This is a genomic window from Halorubrum trapanicum (assembly GCF_017873555.1).
GTDB classification, from domain to species: Archaea; Halobacteriota; Halobacteria; order Halobacteriales; family Haloferacaceae; genus Halorubrum; species Halorubrum trapanicum.
Genome location: NZ_JAGGKE010000001.1, coordinates 328,170 through 353,434 on the forward strand (window position 1 = coordinate 328,170; position 25,265 = coordinate 353,434).

The 25,265-nt window shown below is 69.9% G+C and carries 20 protein-coding genes; 12 read left to right on the top strand and 8 right to left on the bottom strand.

The window, feature by feature from the left end:
• Nucleotides 1-13 precede the first annotated feature (13 nt).
• From J2744_RS01620 to J2744_RS01630, 3 genes are all read left to right on the top strand, one after another.
• A complete protein-coding gene (locus J2744_RS01620; RefSeq protein WP_209543577.1) occupies nt 14-1,180 on the top strand; it encodes a thiolase domain-containing protein in 1,167 nt (388 codons plus the stop codon).
• Nucleotides 1,177-1,611: a Zn-ribbon domain-containing OB-fold protein gene (locus tag J2744_RS01625; RefSeq protein ID WP_209543579.1), complete on the top strand. Its 435-nt coding sequence runs from the start codon at nt 1,177-1,179 to the stop codon at nt 1,609-1,611. The genes J2744_RS01620 and J2744_RS01625 overlap by 4 nt, the downstream gene beginning before the upstream one ends.
• A 126-nt stretch (nt 1,612-1,737) precedes the next feature.
• Nucleotides 1,738-4,440, top strand: coding sequence for a hybrid sensor histidine kinase/response regulator (locus tag J2744_RS01630; RefSeq protein ID WP_209543581.1), 2,703 nt, complete (start codon nt 1,738-1,740; stop codon nt 4,438-4,440).
• Nucleotides 4,441-4,479: 39 nt separating this feature from the next.
• Here the strand turns inward: J2744_RS01630 and J2744_RS01635 are convergent, their stop codons facing one another.
• On the bottom strand, nt 4,480-5,247 hold the full coding sequence (locus J2744_RS01635; RefSeq protein WP_209543590.1) for a VOC family protein: 768 nt from the start codon (nt 5,245-5,247) through the stop codon (nt 4,480-4,482).
• Nucleotides 5,248-5,429: 182 nt separating this feature from the next.
• Between J2744_RS01635 and J2744_RS01640 the strand changes: the two genes are divergently transcribed.
• The 4 genes from J2744_RS01640 to J2744_RS01655 all read left to right on the top strand — a co-directional run bounded on the left by J2744_RS01640 (nt 5,430) and on the right by J2744_RS01655 (nt 10,474).
• Nucleotides 5,430-6,395, top strand: a complete 966-nt coding sequence (locus J2744_RS01640; RefSeq protein ID WP_209543592.1) for a UbiA prenyltransferase family protein — start codon at nt 5,430-5,432, stop codon at nt 6,393-6,395.
• Nucleotides 6,396-6,491: 96 nt separating this feature from the next.
• Nucleotides 6,492-8,270, top strand: coding sequence for a histidine kinase N-terminal 7TM domain-containing protein (locus J2744_RS01645; RefSeq protein WP_209543594.1), 1,779 nt, complete (start codon nt 6,492-6,494; stop codon nt 8,268-8,270).
• A 30-nt stretch (nt 8,271-8,300) separates the two neighbouring features.
• Complete coding sequence (locus J2744_RS01650) at nt 8,301-8,741, top strand: EamA family transporter (protein ID WP_209543597.1); 441 nt, start codon at nt 8,301-8,303, stop codon at nt 8,739-8,741.
• A 119-nt stretch (nt 8,742-8,860) separates the two neighbouring features.
• The gene (locus J2744_RS01655) at nt 8,861-10,474 is read left to right on the top strand and encodes an MATE family efflux transporter (RefSeq protein ID WP_209543599.1); all 1,614 of its coding nucleotides are present in this window, start codon (nt 8,861-8,863) and stop codon (nt 10,472-10,474) included.
• A 72-nt stretch (nt 10,475-10,546) separates the two neighbouring features.
• Here the strand turns inward: J2744_RS01655 and J2744_RS01660 are convergent, their stop codons facing one another.
• Nucleotides 10,547-11,188, bottom strand: coding sequence for a type 1 glutamine amidotransferase (locus J2744_RS01660; RefSeq protein ID WP_209543601.1), 642 nt, complete (start codon nt 11,186-11,188; stop codon nt 10,547-10,549).
• Between the two features lie 40 nt (nt 11,189-11,228).
• Between J2744_RS01660 and J2744_RS01665 the strand changes: the two genes are divergently transcribed.
• The gene (locus J2744_RS01665; RefSeq protein ID WP_209543604.1) at nt 11,229-12,839 is read left to right on the top strand and encodes a SufS family cysteine desulfurase; all 1,611 of its coding nucleotides are present in this window, start codon (nt 11,229-11,231) and stop codon (nt 12,837-12,839) included.
• Nucleotides 12,840-12,961: 122 nt separating this feature from the next.
• Here the strand turns inward: J2744_RS01665 and arcS are convergent, their stop codons facing one another.
• Entirely contained in the window at nt 12,962-14,758 is a 1,797-nt protein-coding gene (gene arcS, locus J2744_RS01670) for an archaeosine synthase subunit alpha (protein WP_209543606.1), read from the bottom strand.
• Between the two features lie 189 nt (nt 14,759-14,947).
• On the opposite strand from arcS, the gene J2744_RS01675 reads away from it, so the two are divergent.
• The 4 genes from J2744_RS01675 to J2744_RS01690 all read left to right on the top strand — a co-directional run bounded on the left by J2744_RS01675 (nt 14,948) and on the right by J2744_RS01690 (nt 18,906).
• Nucleotides 14,948-16,123, top strand: coding sequence for a sensor histidine kinase (locus J2744_RS01675; RefSeq protein ID WP_209543608.1), 1,176 nt, complete (start codon nt 14,948-14,950; stop codon nt 16,121-16,123).
• Between the two features lie 83 nt (nt 16,124-16,206).
• Nucleotides 16,207-16,704: a pyridoxamine 5'-phosphate oxidase family protein gene (locus J2744_RS01680; protein WP_209543610.1), complete on the top strand. Its 498-nt coding sequence runs from the start codon at nt 16,207-16,209 to the stop codon at nt 16,702-16,704.
• Between the two features lie 85 nt (nt 16,705-16,789).
• Nucleotides 16,790-18,070: an amidohydrolase gene (locus J2744_RS01685; RefSeq protein ID WP_209543612.1), complete on the top strand. Its 1,281-nt coding sequence runs from the start codon at nt 16,790-16,792 to the stop codon at nt 18,068-18,070.
• Nucleotides 18,071-18,687: 617 nt separating this feature from the next.
• Nucleotides 18,688-18,906: a hypothetical protein gene (locus J2744_RS01690; RefSeq protein ID WP_209543614.1), complete on the top strand. Its 219-nt coding sequence runs from the start codon at nt 18,688-18,690 to the stop codon at nt 18,904-18,906.
• A gap of 209 nt (nt 18,907-19,115) precedes the next feature.
• On the opposite strand, the gene J2744_RS01695 is transcribed toward J2744_RS01690, so the two are convergent.
• The 5 genes from J2744_RS01695 to J2744_RS01715 all read right to left on the bottom strand — a co-directional run bounded on the left by J2744_RS01695 (nt 19,116) and on the right by J2744_RS01715 (nt 25,161).
• Entirely contained in the window at nt 19,116-19,595 is a 480-nt protein-coding gene (locus J2744_RS01695) for a Rieske (2Fe-2S) protein (protein WP_209543621.1), read from the bottom strand.
• A 4-nt stretch (nt 19,596-19,599) separates the two neighbouring features.
• Nucleotides 19,600-20,970, bottom strand: a complete 1,371-nt coding sequence (locus tag J2744_RS01700) for a geranylgeranyl reductase family protein (RefSeq protein WP_209543623.1) — start codon at nt 20,968-20,970, stop codon at nt 19,600-19,602.
• 240 nt (nt 20,971-21,210) lie between these two features.
• Nucleotides 21,211-22,209: an ABC transporter permease gene (locus tag J2744_RS01705; protein WP_209543625.1), complete on the bottom strand. Its 999-nt coding sequence runs from the start codon at nt 22,207-22,209 to the stop codon at nt 21,211-21,213.
• A complete protein-coding gene (locus J2744_RS01710) occupies nt 22,202-23,503 on the bottom strand; it encodes an ABC transporter permease (RefSeq protein ID WP_209543626.1) in 1,302 nt (433 codons plus the stop codon). Before J2744_RS01710 ends, J2744_RS01705 begins: the two co-directional genes overlap by 8 nt.
• Nucleotides 23,500-25,161: an ABC transporter ATP-binding protein gene (locus J2744_RS01715; RefSeq protein WP_209543628.1), complete on the bottom strand. Its 1,662-nt coding sequence runs from the start codon at nt 25,159-25,161 to the stop codon at nt 23,500-23,502. The genes J2744_RS01710 and J2744_RS01715 overlap by 4 nt, the downstream gene beginning before the upstream one ends.
• Nucleotides 25,162-25,265 lie beyond the last annotated feature (104 nt).

Here is a 25,265-nt window from a genome sequence, read left to right on the forward strand (position 1 = left end):
TCATCGTTCGTGTATGACAGACGTACGCGTCGCCGGGGTGGGGCTGACGCGCTTCGGCAGCCACCCGGAGCGCACCGGCCGCGACCTGTTCGGCGAGGCCGCGCTGCGGGCGTTCGAGGACGCCGACGTCGACAGGGCCGACGTCGAGGAGCTGAACTACGGGAACTTCATGGGCGCGCTCGCCGAGCATCAGGGCCACCAGGCGCCGCTGATGGCCGAGGCCGCGGGGGTCCGGTGTCCGGCGACGCGGTACGAGTCGGCGTGCGCGTCGGCCGGCGTCGCGGTCCGCGAAGCGGTCCGGACGGTGGCGGCGGGCGACGCCGACGTCGTCCTCGCGGGCGGGATGGAGCGCATGACGAACCTCCCGACCGACGAGGTGACGGAGGGGCTGGCCATCGCGGCCGACGACCTCTTCGAGGTCCGGGCGGGCGTGACGTTCCCGGGCGCCTACGCGCTCATGGCGAACGCCTACTTCGACGCGTACGGCGGGAGCCGCGAGGACCTCGCGCACGTCGCCGCCAAGAACCACGCGAACGCCGTGCCGAACGAGTACGCCCAGTACCGCGAGGAGGTCTCAGTCGAGGAGGCGATGGACGCCCCGCCCGTCGCGGAGCCGCTCCACCTCTACGACGCCTGTCCGATCACCGACGGCGCGAGCGCGCTCGTGCTGGTCTCCGAGGAGTACGCGGCCGACCGCGACCTCGACGCGTCGGTCGCGGTGACGGGGACCGGACAGGGGACCGACCGGATGGCGCTCGGCGACCGCGAGCACCTCGCGCGGACGCCCGCCGCGGACGACGCGGCGGATGCGGCCTACGCCGACGCCGGAATCGAGGCCGACGCGGTCGACGTCGCGGAGGTCCACGACTGCTTCACGATCGCCGAGGTGCTGGCGCTGGAGTCGCTGGGGCTGTTCGAGCCGGGCGAGGGGATCTCGGCGGCCCGGGAGGGGGTCACGACCGCCGCCGGCGACCTCCCGGTGAACCTCTCGGGCGGGCTGAAGGCGAAGGGACACCCGGTCGGCGCGACCGGCGGCTCCCAGATCGCGGAGCTGACTCGGCTCCTCCGCGGCGACCACCCCAACAGCGAGCACGTCCCCGACGCCGAGGTCGGCGTCGCGCACAACGCGGGCGGAACCGTCGCCAGCGCGGTCGTCCACGTGCTGGAGGTGGCGGAATGAGCGACAACGGGGCGGCGGCGGACGCCTCGCCGCCGACGGACCGCGAGTACGCCGAGTGGCTCGACGCGCTGGCCGGCGGAGACGGGTTCGCGCTCGTCTGCCCGGACGGCCACGGGTCGCTCCCGCCGCGCCGGGTGTGCCCCGAGTGCGGGTCCGCCGAACTCTCGCGGGAACCCCTCCGCGAGGCGGGGACCGTCGAGACGTACAGCGTCGTCCACGTCCCCTCGCCGCGCTTCGCGGACGACGCGCCGTACGCGACCGCCGTGGTCGATTTCGGCCCGACGCGGCTGACCGGGATCGTCCGCGACGGCGACCACGGGCGCGACGCGACGCCCGAGGTCGAAATCGGTGACCGGGTCGCGGTCGGCGTCGGCGAGCGCGTCACCGACGGCGAGCGGCTCGTCGTCTTCCGCCCCGTGGACGGCGAGTGAGACCGGAAGGCGCACGTCAGTCCCCGGAACCGACTCGCCCGGCCGGGACGACCCGCCGACCGGTACCGACAGCAGGTACCGACGCCGCCAAAACGGTTATATCCGGTTCGTCGGTACTCGAGACGTATGTCCGACCGCATCTCGGTCCTCCTCGTCGACGACGATCCGGATCTGCGCGCGGTCACTGCCTCGTTCCTGGAGCGCGAGGACGACCGGATCGCGGTCGAGACGGCCCCAGACGCGGACGCCGGACTCGACGCCTTGGCGGAGCGCGACGTCGAGTGCGTCGTCTCCGACTACGAGATGCCGGGACTGGACGGGCTCGACTTCCTCGACGCGGTGCGCGAGCGCCGCCCGGATCTGCCCTTCATCCTCTTCACCGGACGGGGCAGCGAGGCGGTCGCGAGCGAGGCCATCTCCGCCGGCGTCACCGACTACCTCCAGAAGCGGGGGGGAACGGAGCGGTACGAGCGGCTGGCGAACCGGATCGTCGAGGCCGTCGAGAAGTGCCGGGCCGAGCGCGACGCCGAGCAGGCGGTCGAGCAGTTCCGCGCGGTCGCGGAGGGCGCGTCGGACGCGATCGTCTCGATCGACACCGAGGGCGTGATCCGGTTCGCGAACCCGGCCGTCGAGTCGGTGTTCGGCTACGAGCCGGCGGAGCTGGAGGGCGAACATCTGGCGACGCTGATGCCCGAACGGTACCGCGAGGAGCACCGCAAGGCGGTCGAGCGCTACCTCGACACCGGCGAACGGGGTATCGACTGGTCGAACGTCCGGTTCGAAGCGCTCCACCGCGACGGCAGCAAGATACCCGTCTCCGTGTCGTACGGCGAGTTCACCGTCGACGGGGAGCGGCAGTTCGTCGGCGTGGTCCGCGACGACGCCGACCGCGACCGACACCGGGCGTTCATCGAACACACAAGCGACGTGGTCGCCGTGTTATCGAGCGACTGGCGGTTCCGGTACCTGAGCCCCTCCTGTGAGCGCGTGACCGGCTACGCCCCGTCGGAGCTGCTCGGCGAACGGTCCCTGGACTACATTCACCCGGAGGACCGGGAGGCCGTCGAGGCGGCGTTCGGCGAGCTCGACGGGGACCTCCCGAGCGCCGAGTATCGCTTTCGGACGGCGGACGGCGAGTACCGCTGGCTCGAGTCCGTCGGCAGCGAGCGGATCGACACCGACGGGATCGAGGGGTACGTCGTCACCACGCGCGACGTCTCCGCGCGGAAGGAGCGCGAGCGAACCCTCTCCCGGCTCCGAGAGTGGACGCGGGAACTCAACTACACCCGGACGACCGAGGAGGCGGCCGAGCTGGCGGTCGAGGCGATCGACGACCTGATCGACGCCGGGCTGAGCGGCATCCACCTGCGAACCGAGGACGGGGACCGCCTCGAACCGGCCGCGCTCGGCCAATCGGTACCCGCGCTGTTCGAGACGCAGCCGTCCTACGACCGCGACGCGCCGCCGGGAACGCGGGCGGCGCTGGCGTGGAACGCCTTCCGAGGCGAGGAGTCGGTCGTCATCGACGAACTCTCGACGTACGAGCGGATCGACGAGTCCTCGCCCGCGGAGAGCCTGGTGTTGCGCCCGATCGGCGATCACGGGCTGTTCGTCGTTTCCTCCCCGGAGCCGCGCAAGTTCACCGACACCGATATCCTCGTGGCGGAGATCCTCTCCGGCCACCTCGAAGCCGCGCTCGACCGCATCGAGCGAGAGAGCCGCGTCGAGCGGCTCCACGGCGCCACGCGAACCCTCGTGCGGGCTGAGTCGCGGGCGGAGATCGCCGAGCGAGCGGTCGAGGCCGCGACCGACGTGCTGGGATTCTCGATCGTCACCGTCCGAGTTCACGACGAGGCCGCGGGCGGACTGGTGCCGTCGGCGGTCTCGCCGGAGGCTGAGGCGCTGCTCCCGGAGCGCGAGACGTTCACGCCCGACGGCGGGAGCCTCAACTGGGCGGCGTTCGAGTCGGGCGAACCACGGATGTACGACGACATTCGCACGGCCGACGCGCTCGACGCCGACACGGCGCTTCGCAGCCTGCTGATCGTCCCGATCGGCGAGTACGGAACGATCGCGATCGGCGAGACGGAGCCGGGGGTGTTCGGCGGGGTCGACGAGTACCTCGCCGGAATCCTCGCGACCGCGGCCGAGACGGCGTTCCAGGCCGAGGCGCGAACCCGCCGGCTCGCCGAGCGAACCGCCGATTTGGAGCGACAGAACGACCGCCTGGAGGAGTTCGCCGGCGTGGTGTCTCACGACCTCCGGAACCCGCTCGAAGTCGCGCGGGGGCGGACCGAACTCGCCCGCGAGGAGTGCGACAGCGAGCACCTGGCGGCGGTCGAGCACGCGCACGGGCGGATGACCGCGCTGATCGACGACCTGCTCACGCTCGCCCGGGAGGGAGACCCCGTCACCGACGCCGAACCGGTCGATCTGGGGCAGGTCGTCGGCTCCTGTTGGCGGACAGTCGACACGAGGGACGCGACGCTGCGCGCCGAGGCCGAGCGGATGATCGTCGCGGACGAGAGCCGGCTCAGACAGCTGTTGGAGAACCTGATGCGAAACAGCGTGGAACACGGCGGCGACGGCGTGACGGTCACGGTCGGGTCGCTGCCGGACGGGTTTTACGTGGCCGACGACGGGCCGGGGATCGAACCGGACCGGCGCGAGGAGGTGTTCGACGCCGGCTACTCGACGTCGCAGTCGGGGACCGGCTTCGGGCTGCGGATCGTCGAACAGGTGGCCGACGCGCACGGATGGTCCGTGCGCGCCGTCGAGAGCGAGGCGGGCGGGGCGCGCTTCGAGATCACCGGCGTCGAGTCCGCGTAATCGTCCAGAGACGCGACGCTCGCCGGCCTTCGGAGCCGATCAGTCCCGAGTGACCAGCTCGACCTCGTGGCCGTCCTGGTCCTTCGTGAACGCGTAGTTGTGGTCGCAGGAAGCGGGGTCGCGGTAGTCGGGCGCTTCGCGGGTCATCAGGTCGTCCCACGCCTCGTCGAGGTCGTCGACGCGCACCGCGACGTGGCCCCAGCCGTCGCCCATCGTGTACTCGCGGCCGTCGTAGTTGTACGTGAGTTCGAGCTTCATCGCCTCCTCCGGGGCGTCTTCGGGCGCCACGAAGTAGTTCGAGAAGGTGTCGGCCTCCCAGCGGCCGGGCACCTCGGTGTACTCGAACTTGCGGGTCCAGTAGCCGAGCGCCTCGTCGGCGTCCTCGACGCGGACCATCGTGTGGTCGATGCTCCACTTCGCGCCGTGGTCGCGCTTGACGATCTCGATCTCGTGGCCGTCGGGATCCTTCACGAACGCGTAGCGGTTCCCGCACGAGTCGGGGTCGCGGTAGTCCTCGACGCCCTCCGCCATCAGCTGGTCGTACGACTCCTGGAGCGCGTCCTCGGGGACGCGGACCGCGACGTGGCCCCACGCGTCGCCGATCTCGTAGCTCCGGCCGTCGTGGTTGTACGTGAGCTCGAGGAGGGCGCCGTCCTCGTGGACGTCCTCGGGACCGAGGAAGACGTTGGTGAACGTGTCCGCCTCCCAGCGACCCTTCTCCTCGTAGTCGAGGTGCGTCTGGTACCAGCCGAGGCTCTCCTCTAAGTCCTCGACGCGGATCATCACGTGGTCGAAGGTTCCGTCCATACGAGAGCGATCGGCCGCTCGGGTCAAAAGCGTACTGAAGCCCGAACCAACCCCGCGGCCGCGACGGCTCGGACGATCTGATACCAGCGAAATTCCAGTTTTATTAATGCCGTGCGGCGTGGATAGATACGTTTCGGTCCCCCATTCCGGGTGTTCGCCGCCGTCCGGCGGCGAACACAGTCATGGCAAACGAACCGACCAGCCCGTCGACGACAGACGGCACGGCAGAGCAGTCTCGTTCACGACTAACGATCCCCAACGCGAGCGCGCTCCGGGGGATCGCCGCGTTCGCCGCGGGGGCACCGTTCACGGCGTTCGTCGCCGCCGTCGAGGTCGCGATCGCGACGGCGGCGCTCGGCGTCCCGCGGTCGACCGCGCCGGTCGCGGTGGGACTCGTGGCGTTCGCGGTGTACGCCGCGGACCACGTCGCCGACGCCGAGGGCGACATGGGGTCGACGCCCGCGCGGGCGCGGATCGCCTTACGCTACGGCGATCAGCTGATGACGGCCGCCGCGGTGAGCTACGGGGCGGCGGTCGCGCTCGCGGTCGTCGCCGGTCCCTCCGCACTCGCGCTCGTCCTCGTCCCGGGGGCGGTGTGGATAGGGTACGCCTCCGACTGGCTCCCGACGGTCGGCGACCTGGCCGCGCCGCTCGCCGCGGTCTCCGTCCCGCGGCTGAAGGACGTGTTCCTCCTCAACTCCGCGGCGGTCGCGCTCGCGTGGGCGGTCGCCGTCGTCGCCGCCCCCCTCGCGTTCGGCGTCGTCGCCGTCGACGCCGTCGGGACGCCGACGGTCGCGCTCCTCTTCGCGTACGTCGCCCTCCGCTCGTTCGTCGACGTCGAGGTCCCGAACGTCAGAGACGTCGCCGCGGACGCCGCGCGGGGTGTTTCGACGCTCCCGGTCGCGTACGGCGTCGGCGGAACGCGCCGAGTGCTGCTCGGCGTCGACGCGCTCGCGGCCGGACTGCTGGCGGTCGTCGCCGCGACCGGCGCCGCGCCGCGACCGGTCCTCGTCGCGCTCGCCGCGGGCCTCGCCTTCTCCGTGGCCGTCACCGCGCTGGCCGACCGGCTCGGCGGCGCTGCGCTCGGCGTCGCGCCGGACTGTAGCTACCTCGTCGCGGGCGCTGTTCTCCTCGCGCTCGGTTGGTAGGGCGGCGACGTTCGCCGCCGAGGGGCCGCGCCGACGATTTTTACATGAAATTTACCGACCCGATAAGTTATAACGCCAATAACCGTAAAAAACGCCATGGCCGCGCTGAGTCCGCTATCCGTCGCGCTCCTCGTCGCCGTGACGGTCGGGTTGGCGGCGGCGATTCTCGCGTGGCGGGAGCGTCCGGAGCCGGGCGCGACGTGGCTCGCCGTCCTCCTCACGGGGCAGGTCTGGTGGGCGACGTTCCTCGTCTTCGAACTCGAGGCGGCGACGCTGCCGGCGAAGGCGCTGTGGTACGACGTCCAGTGGGTCGGCGTCGTCGCGATTCCCGTGGGGTGGCTCTTCTTCGCGCTGGAGTACACGGGCCGGGACCGCTACGTGACCCCCTTCTCGATCGCGCTGGTGTCGATCGTTCCCGTCGCCACCGTCGCGGTCGCCGCCGCCGGCGACCCCGGGAACCTCCTCGCGGTCGACCGCGTCGTGCGCGAGACCGCGGTCGGGACGTTCCTCGATGTCGCTCCCGGACCGCTGTACTACATCATCGCGGGCTACACCTACCTCCTCGGCGCGGTCGGGTCGATCCCCCTGCTTCAGCTGATCCGCGACGACGCCCGTCCGTTCCGCGGACAGAGCGCCGCCCTGCTCGTCGGGACCGCCGCGCCGTGGGGCGGCAGCGTCGCGTATCTCACCGGCGCGATCCCGATCCCCGGACTCGACCCCACGCCGCTGGTGTTCGCGGTCTCCGGGGTGGCGTACCTCTTCGCGCTCTCGCGGTTCCGGCTGTTGACGCTCGCGCCGGCCCCGCGTCGCCGCGCGCGCCAGCTCGTCTTCGAGCAGCTCCACGACCCGGTGTTCGTCGTCGGCACCGAGGGGCTCCTCGTCGACTTGAACGAGAGCGCGGCCGAGACGTTCGGCATCGACCGCCGCGACGCGATCGGTGAAGCCGCCGCGGCGGTCGTTCCGAAGTACGACTCGGTCCGCGAACTCGCCGCCGGCGAGGCCGACAAGCCGCGGGCGATCCCGATCGTCGGACGCGACGGACAGCGACCGTACGAGGCGACGGTCCGGGAGGTGGTGGACGACCACGGGCGCACCACCGCCCGGGTGATCGCCTTCCACGACGTGGGCGCGTACCTCGGCCAGCAGCAGCGCCTCAACGTGCTCAACCGAGTGTTCCGGCACGACGTTCGGACGGAGACGAACCTCATACGGGGGTACGCCGAGCAGCTGCGGGCGGACCCGACCGACGAACGCGCCCTCTCCGTCATCGAGGAGAGCGCCGGACGCATGCTCGAACTCAGCGAGCGCACCCGGACCGCCGGCGAGCTGTTCGATCCGACCGAGGAAGCGAAGTCGGCGCCGCTCCCGGAGGTCGTCGACGAGGTCGTCGCGGGCGTTCGGGGCGTCGATCCCGACGCCCGTATCGAGGTCGGCTCGGTGCCCGACGTTCGGGTGCCGGTCGTGTTGCGGGTCGTCCTGGAGAACCTCTGTTCGAACGCGGTCCGCCACAACGACGCGGAGTCGCCGTGGGTCCGGATCGACGCGGCGGTCGCGGACGGGTGGGTCGAGGTCACCGTCGCGGACGACGGCCCGGGAATCGACCCCGCCGAGTACGACGTGTTGGACCGCGGCACGGAGACGCCGCTGCGACACGGCAGCGGGATCGGCCTGTGGATCGTCAAGTGGGGCGTCGACCATCTCGGCGGGCGGATCTCGTTCGACGAGCGCGACCCGCGGGGAACGGCGGTGACGGTCTGTGTCCCGGTCGACCGGTCGGAATCGACCGGGGGCGGCCGCGGGGCATCGACACTCGGCGACGGGTCGGTCGACGACGAGTGGGGGACGCTCGGATCGCTGCCCAACGCGGGTCGATAGGCACTTGTCGCCGGGAGGCGTCCCCGGGATATGGACGCTACGGCCACGACATATCTCCCGTACGCGCTGCTCGCGATGGGCGCGTACGCGCTCGTCTCGCCGCTGATGCGCGTCGCCACGACCGGTCCGAACGCGATCCCGAGCGACGTCGCCGTCGTCGTCTCGAACACCCTGCTCGTCGCCATGGCGGTCGGCGTGATCGCGTACACCGGGCAGGGGTTCACGACGCACCTCGCGTCGCCGAAGCTGGCGCACGTGCTCGCGGCCGGGCTCTTCCTCGGGATCGGCATCCTCGCGCTGTACCGGTCGCTGTCGCTCGGTCCGGTGAGCGTCGTGACGCCCATCTTCGCGATGTTCCTCGTCTTCTCGTCGGTGATCGGCTTCCTGTTCCTCGGCGAGTCGTTCACCGCCCGCAAGGGGCTCGGAATCGTCTTCGCCGCCGCGGCCGTCTACCTGGTCTCCGGGGCCTGACCGCGGGTCGATCCGGAGACCTCGATCCCGCAATCCGGAGACCTCGACCCCGCGATCCGGAACCGTCTGCCGCGTGACGAAACCCCTTTAATCGCCAGCGGAAAAGGAGCGCATCTGCCGTGTCTCGCCTTCCGAAATCCCTCCGTGCGCTGATCTCATACGTCGCTGGCCTTCCGAACCCGTTCCGCCTGCTAATCCTCTACATCGGCTTCGCCCTCGCGAAGGCCGGGCTGATCGACCGCCACCGCGTGGTCCGGACCACCGACCTCGCGTGGCCGCGGATCGTCACGGGGATCGCCCGGATGTCGAAGAACGCGGTCGACGTCGCGATGGTCGGCGTCGCCGTCGGCACGAGCGCCGTCGCCGGCGTCGGCTTCGCGGGTCCCTACTGGGGGCTCGCGTTCGCGCTCGGCGGGGGCGTCGCCGGCGGCACCATCGCCCTGGTCTCCCAGCGCTACAGCGCCGAGGCGTTCGTCGAGCTCGGCGACGCGGTCCGGTCGAGCGTCCTCCTCGTGATCGCGATCAGCGTCCCGGTCAGCGGGGCCTTCTGGCTGTACGCGCCCGCCTTCATCGACGTCCTGAGCAGCAACGAGGCGGCGATCGCCTACGGCGCCGACTACCTCCGCGTGGTCGGTCTCGGCGTCCCGTTCGCCGCGCTCAACCTCGTCGGCAGCCGCGTGCTGGTCGGCTGCGACGACGCCTACACCGCGATGCAGGTCCGGGCGGGCGGCGCGGTCGCGAACATCGTCCTCAGCGCGCTGTTCATCTTCGGCTTCGGCTGGGGCGTCGAGGGCGCCGCGGTCGGCACCGTCCTCTCGAACGTGCTCGCGGTCGCAGGCTTCACCGTCGGTCTCGTCCGCGGGAGCGCCCCGCTCGTCGGCGAGTTCCCGGTCGCGATCGACCCGGCCGGCTCCTACCTCAACCCCGACATGCTCCGCGACCTCGTCGAGATCGGGGTGCCCGTCGGCGCGCGCAACCTCGTCTGGACGGCCGCGGAGTTCCCCATGCTCGCCATCCTCGACGTGTTCGGCCAGAACACCGTGGCCGCGTTCGTCATCGCGCGCCGCATCTGGGGGATCATGAACACCCCCGGCTGGGGGTTCGGTCTCGCCTCCTCCAGCCTCGTCGGCCAGGAGCTCGGCGTCGAGCGCCCCGACGAGGCCGAGGCGTACGCCCGCGACATCATCCGCTTCTCGGTGGCGACGTACGCCGTCTCGGCGGTGCTGATAGCGGTCTTCGCGACGGACATCGTCTCGCTGTTCGCCGAGTCGCCAACCAGCCCCGAGATCCCGATCGCGAGGGACCTCGTGTACGCGGCCTGCTGTGCGGTGATCTTCCAGGGCGTCTCCGGCGGGGCGGCCGGTCCCCTCGACGCCGCCGGCGACACCAAGATCCCCTTCGCGAGCCAGTTCCTCGGGATGTTCTGCGTGTCGATCCCGCTCGCGTACATTGGCGCACACGACGCGACGCCGGCGATAACGGTCCCCGAAATCCTCACGATCCCGGCGGTAGAGGTCCCGCTCGTCGGCTTTGCGACCCCGCTCATAGAGATCCCGTTCGTCGGGTTCACGCTCCCGCAGGTCGCGCTCCCCGCGATCGGGATCTGGGGGCTGTACCTCGCGTTCATGGCGGAGACGACGATCCCCGCCGCGATCAACTACCTCCGATTCCGCTCCGGCAAGTGGAAGAAGATAAGCGAGGCGTACCGGCCCGAGGCGACCGCGAACGACTGAGCCGTTGACTCGTCGCACCGTCGTTTTGCGAGCGAGTCATCTGCGGATGCCGCACCGAAGAAGGATTGTACACTACGGGTCGCTCCGGGACGACTCGACGAGGTCCGCGAAGTTGGCGAGCGTTCGGGTGGCGGTGGAGTCCTCGAAGGAGCTGTCGGCGGCCTCCCAGCCGTCGTACTCGTCGGCGATCCGAGGGGTGAATTCGGGGTGATACTGGACCGACCAGACCGGCCGGTCACGGTGTCGGGTGGCGAAGTACTCGTAGTAGTCCGCACGCCCGATGACCTCCATTCCGTCGCCGAGCTCCGTCACCACGTCGGAGTGAAGGACGGGCACGCTCGGTTCGACGCCCTCGAACAGCGGCTCGTCGGCGTCGAGATCGGCGTCGTGGAGCCGGAGGCGGGACGTCCCGCTGTCCACGACATCGCCGCCGAGGGCGGCGTTCAGAATCTGATGGCCGAAACAGATACCGAGCGTCGGGACGCCCTCCTCGACGAGTCGGCGCGCGAACCGCTTCTGGGCCGTGATCCACGGCTGGTCGGGCTCGTCGTACACGCCGACCTCGCTTCCGCCGATAACGACGCCGCCCACGTCTTCGAGGCTCGGGTCGCCGTCCTCGTGCGGGTAGTGGTACGCGCGGGCGTCGGGGAGGAAGCGGACGATCTCGTCGGTCATGTAGCCGCCGTCGACCGCGTTATTGAGTACCAATATCATCTGGGATTTATTTAAGCCAAACTGATCTCTTGGTAGTAACATGAGTTTCGATGCCGAAGCGATACGTGCGGATTTCCCCGTGCTCGACCGACGGGTAAACGGGCACCCACTCACCTACCTCGACAACGCCGCGACAACGCACACGCCCCGGCAAGTGTACGACGTCTTCGAGGAGTTCTACGCGGGGTACAACGCGAACGTCCACCGGGGGATCCACGAGCTCAGCCACGAGGCCTCGCTCGCCTACGAACGGGCACACGACCGCGTCGCCGACTTCCTCGGCGCGGACGGCCGCGAGGAGATCGTCTTCACCAAGAACACCACCGAGAGCATCAACCTCGTCGCGTACGGTCTCGGCCGGCACCTGGGCGAGGGCGACGATATCGTCGCGACGGAGATGGACCACCACGCCTCGCTGGTCACCTGGCAGCAGATCGCCAAGCGCACGGGCGCGACCGTCCGCCACGTCCCCGTCACGGCCGACGGCCACCTCGACATGGACGCCGCCCGCGACCTCGTCACCGACGACGCCGCGGTCGTCTGCGCACCCCACGTCTCGAACGTGCTCGGGACGGTCAACCCCGTCGCGGACCTCGTGGCCCTCGCACACGACCACGACGCGTACGCGGTCGTCGACGGCGCCCAGTCCGCCCCGACGCGGCCCGTCGACGTGGAGGCGATGGACGCTGACTTCTTCGCGTTCAGCGGCCACAAGCTCGCCGGTCCCACCGGCATCGGCGGGTTGTACGGGAAACGGGAGATCCTGAAGGAGCTCGATCCGTTCCTGTTCGGCGGAGAGATGATCCGGAACGTCACGCTTACCGACTCGACGTGGAACGAACTCCCCTGGAAGTTCGAGGCCGGCACGCCGCCCATCGCGGAGGGCATCGCGCTCGGCGCCGCCGTCGACTATCTCGCGGAGCTGGGGATGGACGCCGTCCGCGACCACGAGAACGACCTCGCGCAGTACCTGCTCCGGGAACTCGGCGACCGAGAGTTCGTCCAGACGTACGGTCCCGGCGTCGGCGAGGAGCGCACCGGCCTCGTCTCGTTCAACGTCGAGGGGGTCCACGGCCACGACCTCTCCAGCCTCCTCAACGATCGGGGTATCGCCATCCGCGCCGGCGACCACTGTACGCAGCCGCTCCACGACCGACTCGACGTCCCCGGCTCCGCTCGCGCGTCGTTCTACGTGTACAACACCCGTGCGGACGTCGATCGCCTCCTCGACGTCGTCGACACCGCCCGCGACGACATCGACGCGTATCTCGCCTCCGACCGCTACCACGACCTCATCAGCGAACACTACCACCGCCCCCGCAACTCGGGCGCCCTCACCGACCCGACGTTCGTGAAGTCCTCCGAGGAGACGACCTGCGGCGACGACGGCGAGTTCCACGTCGCCGTCGCTGACGGGCACATCGAGGAAATCGCCTTCGAGAGCCAGAGCTGCGCGGTCAGCCGCGCCGTCGCCAGCCTCCTCTCGGAGAAACTCGACGGGATGCCGGTCGAGGCGGTCGCCGACCTCGACGGGTACGTCACTCGCGAGCTCGACGGACAGTACCCCGACCTCCGACGCGAGTGCGTCGAAGGCCCCGAGGACGTCATCCGAGAGGCGGCCCGCGAGTACGTCGCGGAGAACCGCGCGTAGGACCGTCACCGCGTCGTCCGGCGTCCCTCTCGGACGAGACGGTAGACCGTCTCAAGAGGTCGATCCATCGGAGTCGGAGACTCGTTCAGACGATCGGTCGATCTCCCTCTCTCGGGGCTCGGTCACTTCTCGTCGGCGTGCCGGACCTCGACCGCGACCCCCCGCGTCGCCCCCGCCATCTCCGGGCCGGACATCGCCGCGCGGCCGACCGCGAACGCCTTCGGTCCCTCGATCACGACCTCGTCGCCCACCCGAATCTCGTCGGCGGCGTCGACGACGCCGGGCGCGAGGACGGAGCCGTGCGGGACGAACGAGTCGATCTCGACCCGCTTCGTCGGCGCGTCGCCCTCGACCCAGCGGCGCGCGCCGGCGAGGGTGAAGGATAGGGTGCCGTACTGCGGGACCATCGTCGCCAGCTGCTCGCCCGGCTCGCCCTCGCGGCCGGCGTCGGGGTCGTCGCCCCACACCTGAAGCTTGGGGTAGCGCCCGGTGGTGCGGACGTCGGACTCCCCTGGTCCGCCGAACAGGTCGTCGCCCGCGCCGTCGCCGAGCAGGTAGTCGGCGAGCGCGCGGACCGTGTTGTGCTCGCGCTCGCGCTTGCTGTAGGCGGGTTCGCCCTGTAAGGCGGCGTTCAGTTCGCCGAGCGACTCGTCGGTCGTCGGGTGGTCGACGCAGGTGTACTCGAAGGGGACGTCGACCGCGCCCTCGACGCGCTCGCAGATCTCGCGGTAGCCGTCCTCGGGGACGTGCGCGACGACGCGCGAGTAGTCGTTGCGTTCCAGGTACCGTCGAAGCACCTCCGCGACGAACTCGATCTCGTCTTCGCTCCAGTCGCCGGTGACGACCGAGTCGTAGTGCTGAGCGGGGTAGGTCGTCTCCAGCTCCTGTGGCACCACGCCGATGGGCGAGGTCATCGAGACGGTGTGGCCGCGCCACTTGATCGCGTCGTGGAACTGGCGGTGGCTCTGGGAGTCGCTGTACGGCTTCGTCGCCGAACAGGGGACCAACACGAGCGGCTGGTCGGAAAATCGGTTGCGGTAGCGGCTCGTGACGCGGTCGGCGAACCGCCGGATCTCGACGCGGTCGAGCGTCTCAGCGGAGGCCGCCGTCACCTCGGCGTCGCGCATGAGCGGGGTCCGCTCCTCCAGGTACCCCCACTGGTCGTCGAACTCGCGGAACGCGGCCGTGAGCCACCCCTCGTGGCGGGCCTGCCCCTCGACGTAGTCCCGGAGGCGACCGCTCCGGATCCGCTCGCGGACGCGGCGGAGTTCGGCGCGCAGGGCGTTGACGTTGTGATCGGCGCAGTCGGCGCGCGTGAACTCGTCTCGGGGTTTCGCGCAGGCGGGGCAGGCGCAGGGGAGTTCGTCGAGGTCCTCGAGGAAGTGCTCCGCGTCGGCGGTGAGGTACATCCCCTGAGTCCCCTTCGTCCGCGCGAGCGTCGCGTCGACGAGGTCGACCCCGGCGTACGCGAGGACCGCGACGTTCCGGGGCGTCGCGACGCCGGAGAGCCCGAGCGCGGCGTCCGGGGGGAGGGTCTCCTTCGCGCGGACGACCGCGTCGCGGAACGCCTCGCCGTGGCCGACGAACCCCTGCGCGTCGGAGAGGAGGTAGGCGTCGGCGCCGAGGTCGCGGGCGCTCCGGCTGTCGACGACCGCGGCCGAGGGGAAGTCGGCGTCGGGGTGCTCGACCGCGAACGACTCGCGCACCTCGTCGCGGGTCCCGGCCGGGAACGACCGGTGCGGCAGCACCGTCAGCGCGTCCTCGTCGCCGTCGGGCACCTCGCGGTCGCCGGCCCAGAGGCTGCCGGCGTCGTCGAGGAACGGGTCCGCGAGCGCCGGCGTCGTGACGGGGTCGGCGAGGCGGACCTCCCCGAGGCGAGCGGCGCCGTCGCGCTCGTGGACCTCGAAGTAGTCGGTCATACCACCACTCGCACGGGGACGGTCAATTCTCTTGTGTTCCGCGGTCGGCGGGACTCCGCGGTCCGGACGGTCGCCGCGGGCCGGACGGTTGCCGCGGCTCGGACGGTCGCGGTCGACCGTCGAGGTCGATTCCACCGATTGATAGCCGCGCGCCAACGGTTTTGTGTCGCCGCTTCGTCTCTCCGTCCAATGAGTCGTCGGTTCGACACGCGTGACGCGAGCAGGAATCGCCTCCAAGAGCTACTGGTGACCCTCGGAATCGCCGATCCGGACTACGCCGAGGGCCGCCCGGAGGGCGGACTCACCCGGGCGGCCGCCGCGGCGTTCGTCTCGCTCACCGGATTCGCGCTCCTGGTCCCGAACGTGACGCCGCTCGCGTCGGGCGGGGAACCCCCGATCGGCGTCGCGCTCTCGGTCCTCGGAACGGTCCTCTCGGTCGCGCTCATCGCCGTCGGCGGGCTGCTGTTCCGGAGTTCCTTCTCCACGCAGAACGCGGTCCGGATCGCGGTCTGGAACCTGTTCGGGATCACGGTCCTCGGCGGGATCATGCTCGGCATCCTCCAGTACCAGGCGGCGCTCGGCTCGCCGCTCGTCGCGCCCACCTTCTCGGTCGCGAAGGTGCTCTCGATCGGCGCCGTCGCGCACGTGATCATCGGCGTCTACGACGCCCGACGGGTTCGGGCACAACAGCTGGCGAAGGAACAGCGCAAGCTCTCGGTGCTCAACCGCGTGATCAGACACAACCTCCGCAACGAGACGACGGTGCTCGGCGGACACGCGTCGCTCGTCGCCGAGGGGGTCGACGACCCCGACCTCCGCGAGTCCGCCGAGACGGTCGCGCGCAGCGCGTCGGTGATCGGCGGGCTGGCGGAGGACGCGAAGCGGCTCCAGGCCGCGTTCGAGCGGCGCCCCGACAAGCGCGGTCCCGTCGACGCCGAGTCGATCGTCGAAGACGCCGCCGACGCGGCCCGGGAGGCGGGCGCGGAGACGGTCGAGGTCGACGCCGACCCCGTCGCCGCGCTGGCCGACGACCGGCTGGCGACGGCGGTCGAGGAGCTGGCGACGAACGCGGTCGAACACGGGGCGAGCGAGGTCTCGCTGTCGGCCCGCGAGCGCGACGGCGACGTGGAGATCGCCGTCGGCGACGACGGGCCGGGCATCCACGAGTCGGAGAGCCGGGTGATCACCGGACGGGACCCGGAGACGCAGCTGGAACACGCGAGCGGGCTGGGGCTGTGGATCGTGCGCGCGACCGCCGACGCGTTCGACGGGTGGCTCTCGATCGAGACGGTTCGCGAGGACGACGAGGGCGCGAGCGCGGCGGAGACGGGGACGACGATCACGCTCGGCGTGCCGGCGGCGTAAGCACCGACGTCTCGACGTTCCGATCGATGCGCTCCGCCGGAGACCGCCGCAACTGTTAGGCGGAACGCGACCGAGGGACCGGTATGGACCCGACCGGCCCGTGGGACCGCGACCGCGTCGACGAGTTCCTCGCCGCCTCGCGCGTTCCGGTCCGCCTCGGCTGCCGCACGGCGAGCGACCGACCGTGGATCGTCTCGCTGTGGTTCGCGTGGGACCCCGACGCCGGAGTCGGGGGCGACGCGGAAGCGGAATCGGACGGCCCCGCGGGCGCGATCCGCTGTGCGACGAGCGCGAGCGCCGACCTCGTCGAGTTCGTCGACCACGACGATCACGTCTCCTTCGACGTGTCGACCAACGATCCCCCGTACAAGGGCGTCCGCGGTCGCGGCCGCGCGACCGTGGTGCCCGACGACGACAAGCGACTCCTGCGGTCGCTGCTGACGAAGTACCTCGGCGGGACCGACAACGCGACCGGCGACCGGCTTCTGCGACCCGACCGTGAGGAGGTCGAGATCCGGATCGCGCCGGAGCGGCTCCACTCGTGGGACTACACGGAGCGCATGGGATCGACGGACGAGTGAGCCGACCGCAGTCGGACGAGTTTCGGCGGTCCCCGTCGCTGGCCGGCAGGCGATCGTTTAAGCGGTCCCCGGGCCACCCACGGGTATGAGCGCTCTCGACAACGACGAGTACCGCGCGTTCCGCCGCGACCTCCACCGCCACCCCGAGCCGGCGTGGCGCGAGTTCTACACCACCGCCCGCATCGTCGAGGAACTCCGCGAGCGGGATCTGACGGAGCTCCACGTCGGACGCGACGCGCTGGCGACCGACGAGCGACTGAACGTCCCCGACGACGACGAGCTGGCCGAGTGGGAAGGGCAGGCCCGCGACGCGGGCGCCGACCCCGAGATACTCGAACAGCTCTCCGGCGGCTACACCGGCTGCGTCGCGGTCGTCGAGCGCGGCGACGGCCCGGTAGTCGGCCTGCGCGTCGACATCGACGGCCTCCCGATCACGGAGTCGGAGTCGGACGACCACGTCCCGGCCGGGGAGGGGTTCCGCTCCGAACACGAGGGGTTCATGCACGCCTGCGGCCACGACGCCCACGCGACGATGGGACTCGGCGCGCTCGACGCGGTCCTCGACTCCGACTTCTCGGGCACGCTGAAGGTGTTCTTCCAGCCGGGCGAAGAGCAGGTCGCAGGCGGCAAGCCGATGGCCGAGTCGGGCCACCTCGACGATGTCGACTACCTCTACGCGGTCCACGTCGGCCTCGACCACCCCTCCGGGGAGGTCGTCTGCGGCGTCGAGGGGTTCCTCGCGGTGCGACACCTGCTCGCGGAGTTCGAGGGCGAACCCGCCCACGCCGGCGCACGCCCCGAGCAGGGCCGGAACGCGGTCCAGGCGATGGCCGCGGCGGTCCAGAACCTCTACGCAATTCCCCGGCACGCCGACGGCCCGACGCGGGTGAACGCCGGGCTCGTCGGCGGCGGCACCGCGACGAACATCATCCCCGAGGAGTCGCATATCGAGGGCGAGCTGCGGGGACAGACGACGGAGCTGGCCGAGTACATGTCCGACCACGCCGACCGCATCCTTGAGTCGGCCGCCGAGATGCACGACTGCGAGGTCGAGGTGTCGACACTCGGCGAGGCGCCCAGCGCGACGAGCGACGACGCGCTCGCCGGTCTCGTCCGCGAGTCCGCGGGCGACGTGGCGGGCGTCACGAGCATCGTCGACAGCGACGACCTCGGCGGCTCCGAGGACGCAACGTACCTGATGAACCGCGTCCAAGAGCAGGACGGGCTCGCCTGCTACCTCGGCGTCGGCACCGACCACCCGGGCGGCCACCACACGAGCGACTTCGACGTGGTCGAAGGCGACATCGGAATCGGTATCGACGTGATCGCCGGCGCGATCCGGCGGGTCGCCGAGACGCGGCCGTAGGGATCTGGAGCGCTTTTCGGATCGGGCTTAAAAACGTCTGCGACTGGTTTTATAAACGAATGCGGTGGCGCGTGCCTGCGAGGCCGCTACGCGGCCGAGCAGCACCGCGCGAGGGAGTCAGTCGCCCGGAGCGAAGCGACGGGCGACTGACGAGGCTGGGGAGGTGTGAGGTGCTGTGCGGTGCGGGGCGGGATTCGAAGGGGCAGCCGTGAGGCGGGCGCAGGCGACGGAAGCACTGGAGGGAGCGAGCAACGCGAGCGACCGAAGCGCGCAGCGAGCGTGCGCCCGCCTCACGGCTGGGGCTTCGGTGGTGTCTGTGTCGATCGGTCATTTATAAGAACCATCGTCGTACAGCCGAGCGGCTGAGGCTTCGGAGACCTTCACCGGAGATCTACTGGCAACGATTTATAAGCGAGCGGCTTGGGCTTCGACGGACATCGTTGCGAGGCGGTCATTGATAATATGGGCCCTGCTGTAATCCTCTTTTTCAGACACACTATCGACTGAAACAGCGGGTCGACGAAGAGTGCGTATTGTTCAATTCTTCCTGACATACCGGACTATCTTGTCTTAGCTCGACACCGAGTTTTATATTGAATGGTTGAAAACTCACAGATATGAATAAAGAAGGTAGTGGAAACCAAGTGACTGCTATTGTGGCCGGTCTCATCGGGGTGGGGATGGTCGGTTATCCACTTGTATTTGCCTCCGACGAAATGTGGTCAATTTATTCAATCATCATCGGAGTGTTATTGATCATCGCATCAGCGGTTGTGTTCTTTTCCGACTCTACGCCGCAAGAAGACCACGTCTACAATCGTGGTGGCGGGGTCTGATCACTCAATGTGAACGTCTAGTTTCCAGTGGCAAGGTTCTCACACAGTAGCCACACAGTGCCGTTGATCTGTGAATTCTTGTACTGAGTGATTTGTGAGTCCCCTGTACTGACCGTACCGAGGTAGAATATATCACTTCCCGCTGATTTCAGCGAAGCCATAACGTAGAAACGCCCGACCACGGGCTCGCCTTCCGGACCGTCCTCGACTCAGAACGTCAGGTGCGAACTCGACGACGGTCCCTCGTCGTCGCCGTTGTCGTCCGGTAACCCCCCGTAGAGGTACGTGAGATCCTCGTCGACGAGGAACACCGCGCCGTCGCGCACGTCGACGTCGATCGAGCGGAGCGTCGTCCCCGCGGCCTCGCCGTTGTCGCAGGAGCCTTCACACGTGTCGAACGCCGACCCGTGCTTCGGACAGACGACCGAGCCGCCCCGCGTCACGGCCCCGACCCCCTCGCGGTGGAGCCGCTGGTCCTCGTGGGTACAGCGGTTGATCCACGCGCGGACGGGCTGGCCGTCGTCGTCGCCGTTCGTCTCCCCGTCCACGTCGTTCCCCGCGTCCCCGTCCGACTCGTCCGCGCACGGGACGAGGAACACCTCGCGGTCGGCGTCGCCCTCGCGGGCCGTGAACGCCCACGACCCCTGCTCGCGCACGGTCTCGACGGTGGTGAGTCGGTAGCCGCTCACGGTCTCAGTACTTCGCGTCGGCGCCGGTCGTCTCGTAGACGCGGTCCATGATGGCGTCGCGCTCGCGGGTCCAGTTGGCCATCGCGGCGGGGCTCGTCGGGTACTCGTCGTAGTGACCGATCAGCTCGTCGGCGAGCGACTTCGTCTGGTAGAAGTTCCGGATCGTCCCCCAGTAGCCGAAGCTCTTGATCGCCGCTTTCACTTTCAGCCCGAAGGACATCGAGGTCGACCCCTCGTATAACGCCTCCGCGAGCTTCTCGCCCGGCAGCGACGCGAGCAGGCCCATCAGGTCGTCGACGTCGACCGCGGTCGAGAGGACGTTGTACACGTCGAGACCGGCGTAGCGCCCGCCGAAGTGGTCCATCACGCGGGTGTTGTACCGCCAGAGGTTCTCCTCGCTCACGTCGCCGTCCGAGATCGCCTTCACCGCCTGCTCGCCGGCGTACTTGCCCGCGTACGCCGCGCCGGCGATGCCGCCGCCGGTGGTCGGGTTCACGTGGCCCGCGGCGTCGCCGACCGCCATGTACCCCGGCGCGACCGCCGAGTCGTAGGGGCGTCGCGTGGGGAGCGCGGCGCCGAGCTTGTCGCGGACCTCCGCGCCCTCGAACTCGGGGCGGTCCCGGAGGTCCTTCTTCAGCGACTCGACCAGCTGCATCGGCTCCTCGGTCATCTGGAAGCCCAGCCCGGCGTTGATCTCCGTCGCCGTCCGCGGGAAGTACCAGAGGTAGCCCGCGGCGCGGTCGGTCGCCTTGAACACGAGGGCGTCGTCCCACTCCACCGGTTCCGGCACCTCGACGATCTCGCGGTACGCCGAGCAGAACTGCGAGTACCGGACGTTGGTGTCGAACGTCGTCCCCTCGAAGTCGGCCTTGTCCTGGAGCAGCGAGAGCGACCCGGCGCCGTCGATCACGACGTCGGCCGCGTACGTGACGGGATCGCCTTTTCGCACCGCGCGAAGCCCGGTGACGCGCCCCGTCTCGTCCTGTACCACGTCGTTGATGACCGTGTCGTAGTGGAAGTCGACGCCCGCGTCCTCGGCGCCGGCGATGATCTGGCGGCCGTACTCCCAACGGTCGATGACGGCGAGCTCGCCGGGGACCGGGATCTCCAGGATGGTGTCCTCTTGGGGGATCTCGAAGCGACCGTGGTCGACGCCGGTGTTCGTGAACGCCGGCTCCAGCCGGTCTTTCGGGATCGCCTCCGGGAAGGCGTCCGCGCCCTTCAGGGCGTCGCCGCAGGCGATGTGGCCGGCCTCCTCAGCGTCCTTCCGCTCGACGATGACGACGTCGAGCCCCTCGTTCGCGATCGTCGCGGCGGCGTAGCAGCCGGCGGTGCCGGCGCCCGCCACGACGACGTCGTACTCGTCGATATCCATTACCGGAGCGTGTCGTGCCCCCGGCAAAACTCTTTGCTCCCGTTTCGGTCGGCTCAGAGGCGACGCATTTCCCGTCCCGACGGGAGATCGCCGGTCACGGGACCGGAGCCTAACCGCTCAGGCTCGCCGCTTACCGGCGTGGAGACGTTTTTCAAGGCACGGGCCGACTCGCTCAGCGCCGCGGGGGCGTCAGACCGGGTCGGGGCGCCCCCGCCGGGCCCGCCGGTTTCCCGGCGCGACCTACTCCTCCGTCTCGTAGTGCTCGCCCGCGGCCTCGGGGATCTGGGTCCGGCCGACGAACGCCAGAACCACGATCACGGCCACGTACGGGATGGTCTCGACCAGCGAGCTCGGAATCCCGTAGCCGAGCTGCTGGAGTCGGGTCTGGAGCGCCTGTAGCCCCGCGAACAGCGTCCCCGCCCCCAGCGCGCCGATCGGGTTGTAGTTACCGAACAGGTAGACGACGATGGCGATGAACCCCTTCCCCTGTACCATCGTCTCGCCCGAGCCGACGAACTGACCGATAGACAGCGCCAGCGCCGAGCCGCCGACCCCGGAGAGGACGCCCGAGAGCAGGACGCCGGCGTAGCGCACCTTCGACACCGAGACGCCGACCGTGTCGAGCGCCTTCGGGTTCTCCCCGGCCGCCCGGAGGTGTTTCCCGAAGGCGGTCTGGTTCAGCAGCCACCACGAGCCGACGGTCGCGAGGAGCACCAGGGCCGCGGAGTACCGCCACCCGACGCTCGCCCCGAGGTTCGGCGTGTTGACGCCGCCGAAGAACACGGTCGACATGAACGGCGCGAGCCCCAACGCGATGAGCCAGATGGCGAGTCCGGCGATGATCTGATCGGCCTTGAACTCGATACAGACGACAGCGAACACCGCCGACAGGAGCGTCGACGCGGCGATACCGGCGAGGAACCCGACCGCGAGGGCCGGGACGCCGAAGACGGTGCTGCCGATTTCGACGACCGACGCGGCGTACACCGACACGAACGCCGAGATGATTAACAGTCCCTCCAGCCCGATGTTGATGACGCCCGACTTCTCGGCGAAGATACCGCCCAGCCCGGCGAGCACGATGGGCGCCGCGAGCCGCGCCGTCGACGTCGCGGTGCTCGTCGAGAAGACGATTCCGGCGAGGTCGCCCGCGACCGACTCGGGGAACGCGAGGCCGAGTATCCCAAGTAGCGCGAGCACCCCGACCGTGCCGACGATCAGCGAAAGCGGATTACGCATCGGTCTCACCTCCGTCGCCGCCGGTCTCGTCCGGCTCCGTCGACGCCGCGACGCCGCCACCACCGACGCCCGCGTACCGGCCGATCATCCGGAAGAACTCCGGCATCGCCACGAACAGGATGATGAGCCCGCGCAACACGGCGACGAGTTCGGTGGGGACGTCCGTCCGGAACCCGATCTCCAGGGCGCCGCCCTTCAGGATCCCGAAGAGGAACGCCGCCGGCAACACGCCGATCGGGTTGTTCCCGGCGAGGATCGAGACGGTGATACCGTCGAAGCCGAGGTCCGGGATCGAGGCCATCCACCGACCCTCGGACATCAGCACCCACACCGCGCCGCCGACGCCCCCGAGCGCGCCCGACAGCGTCATCGCTCGGACGGTCGTGAGCTTCGCGTTCACGCCCCCGTACTCGGCCGCGGCGGCCTGAACCCCGCTCGTCCGGAGGTCGTACCCGAGCGACGTGTGTTCGACGAAGTAGTAGAGCGCGCCGATGAAGCCGACGCCGACGAGCAGCGCGATCAGCGCGAAGTCGCTGGAGGCGGGGAACAGCCACGGCCGGAGCTGCGCGTACTCGGGGACGTACCCGGTTGCGACCACGGAGGAGCCCTCGGCGCGGAACACCTCCAGCACGAGCACGTACGCGACGTTCGCGGCGACGAAGTTGAGCATGATCGTCGTGATCACCTCGTTGGCGTCGGCGTACGCCTTGAGCGCGCCGGGTATCGCTCCCCACAGTCCGCCGGCGACGGCGCCGGCAACGGTCCCGACGACGATCAGCACGACCCCGGCGACCCGGCCCGCGGGGAGCAGGGGCACGAGCGCCAGGACCGAGAGCGCGGTCGCGAGCGCCCCGACGACGAGCTGTCCCTGCGTCCCGATGTTGAACAGGCCGGCGCGGAAGGCGACGGCGACTGAGAGCCCGGTGAAGATCAGCAGCGTCGTCTCCGAGAGCGTCAGGCCGAACGAGAGGTTAAACGGCGACCACCCGGGGTTGAACAGGCCGGGGTCGCCGACCGCGAACGGGTAGCCGAGCGCCCCGTTGAACAGCACGACGTACACCTCGACCGGGTCGTAACAGAACCCGATCCCCGTGAACGGCAACGTCCAGGCCGCGGTCGAACACTCGGCGATCCGGCCGGAGACGAGCACGATCGCGAACCCGACGAGGATCGAAAGGAAGATCGCGGCGACGCTGATGACGAGGCGCTCCGCGACGCTCCGGTCGACGAACGGCGCGACCAGCCGGGCGAGGACGGACGGGGAGCGGTCGGTGTCGGGATCGGAGTCGCTCACGCGTCCACCCCCTCGCCACCGCCGGCCGATCCGTCGATCTCGTCGCCCGGCGAGTCGTCCGCGCCGTCGCCGTCCCCCGCGTCGCCGGTCCCCGCGCCGTCGCCCGCGTCGTCGTGGAGCGCCGCCCCTTCGACCGATTCGTCGTCGAGCGACTCGCCGGCCATCAGCAGGCCGATCTCCTCTTCCGTCACGGTCGCGGGGTCGACGATCCCGGTGAACTCCCCCTCGTGCATCACCGCGAGCCGGTCGGAGAGGCCCTGTACCTCGTCGAGCTTCGAGGACACCAGCAGGACGGCCTTCCCCTCGGCGCGCAGTTCGAGCAGCCGGTCGTGGAGGAACTCCGTCGAGCCGATGTCGACGCCGCGGGTCGGGTGGGTCGCGACGACGAGGTCCGGATCGCGCTCGAACTCCCGGCCGACGATGAACTTCTGCTGGTTCCCGCCCGACAGCGACTCGGCCTCGGCGCCCGCGTCGGGCGGTCGGACGTCGTACTGCTCGATGACGGACTCCGCGTGGTCCCGCGAGGCGCGCCAGTCGAGCCGCCCGCCGCGAGCGAACGGCGGATCGTGTTGGCTCCCGAGAATGGCGTTCTCTGTGAGGTCGTACGACATCACCAGCCCGCGCTCCTGTCGGTCCTCGGGGATGAACGCCATTCCGCGCTCGATCCGGTCGCGGCGCGTCTTCCCCGCCATCGGCTCGCCGCGGTAGCGGACGTCCCCGGACGACGACTCGCGCAGTCCCGTGATCGCCTCGGCGAGCTGCGACTGGCCGTTGCCGTCGACGCCCGCGACGCCCAATATTTCCCCGGCGCGAAGCTCGAAGGAGAGGTCGGAGACCGCCTCGACGCCACGGTCGTCCTCGACGCTGAGACCGGTCACCTCAAGCACCCGGTCGCCCGTCTCTTGGGGCGGCGTCGCGGGGTCCATCAACACCTCTCGGCCGACCATCATCTCCGCGAGCTCCTCGCGGGTCACGTCCGCGGCCGCGACCGTCCCGACGTTGACGCCGTCGCGGAGGACGGTGATGTCGTCGGCCGCCGACAGCGCCTCGCCGAGCTTGTGCGAGATGAAGATGATCGTCTTCCCCTGCTCGGTCAGCTCCTCGAAGACGCCGTACAGCTCCTCGACCTCCTGGGGAGTCAACACCGCGGTCGGCTCGTCCATGATGAGCACGTCGGCGCCGCGGTACAGCGCCTTCAGGATCTCGACGCGCTGCTGTTCGCCGACCGAGACGTCCGCGACCGTCGCGTCCGGATCGACGTCGAACCCGTACCGCTCGCTCAGTTCGACGACGGCCTCGCGGGCCGCCGCCCTGTCGACGCGCAGGCCGCCCCACGTCTTCGGCTCGTTGCCCAAGACGACGTTCTCCCACACCGTCATCGGGTCGACGAGCATGAAGTGCTGGTGGATCATGCCGACGCCGGCGTCGATCGCGTCCCGCGGCGAGTCGAACGACTGCGGCTCGCCGTCGAGGCGGACGATCCCCTCGGTCGGCTGGTAGAGACCGTACAGCACGTTCATCAGCGTGGTCTTGCCGGCCCCGTTCTCGCCGAGTAGGGCGTGGACGCTCCCGCGCTCCACCTCGAGATCGACGTCGTCGTTCGCGACGACCCCGGGGAATCGCTTCGTGATGCCGTCCAAGTGGACCGCCGGGTTCATTCACCCGTAACTCCGCACCGCAGCCTAAAAACTCGCGGATTTCGGTCTGACGACCCCTGTACTGTCGGTCGGCCGACCAAACCGTCGAAAAGGTCGCGTCGGCT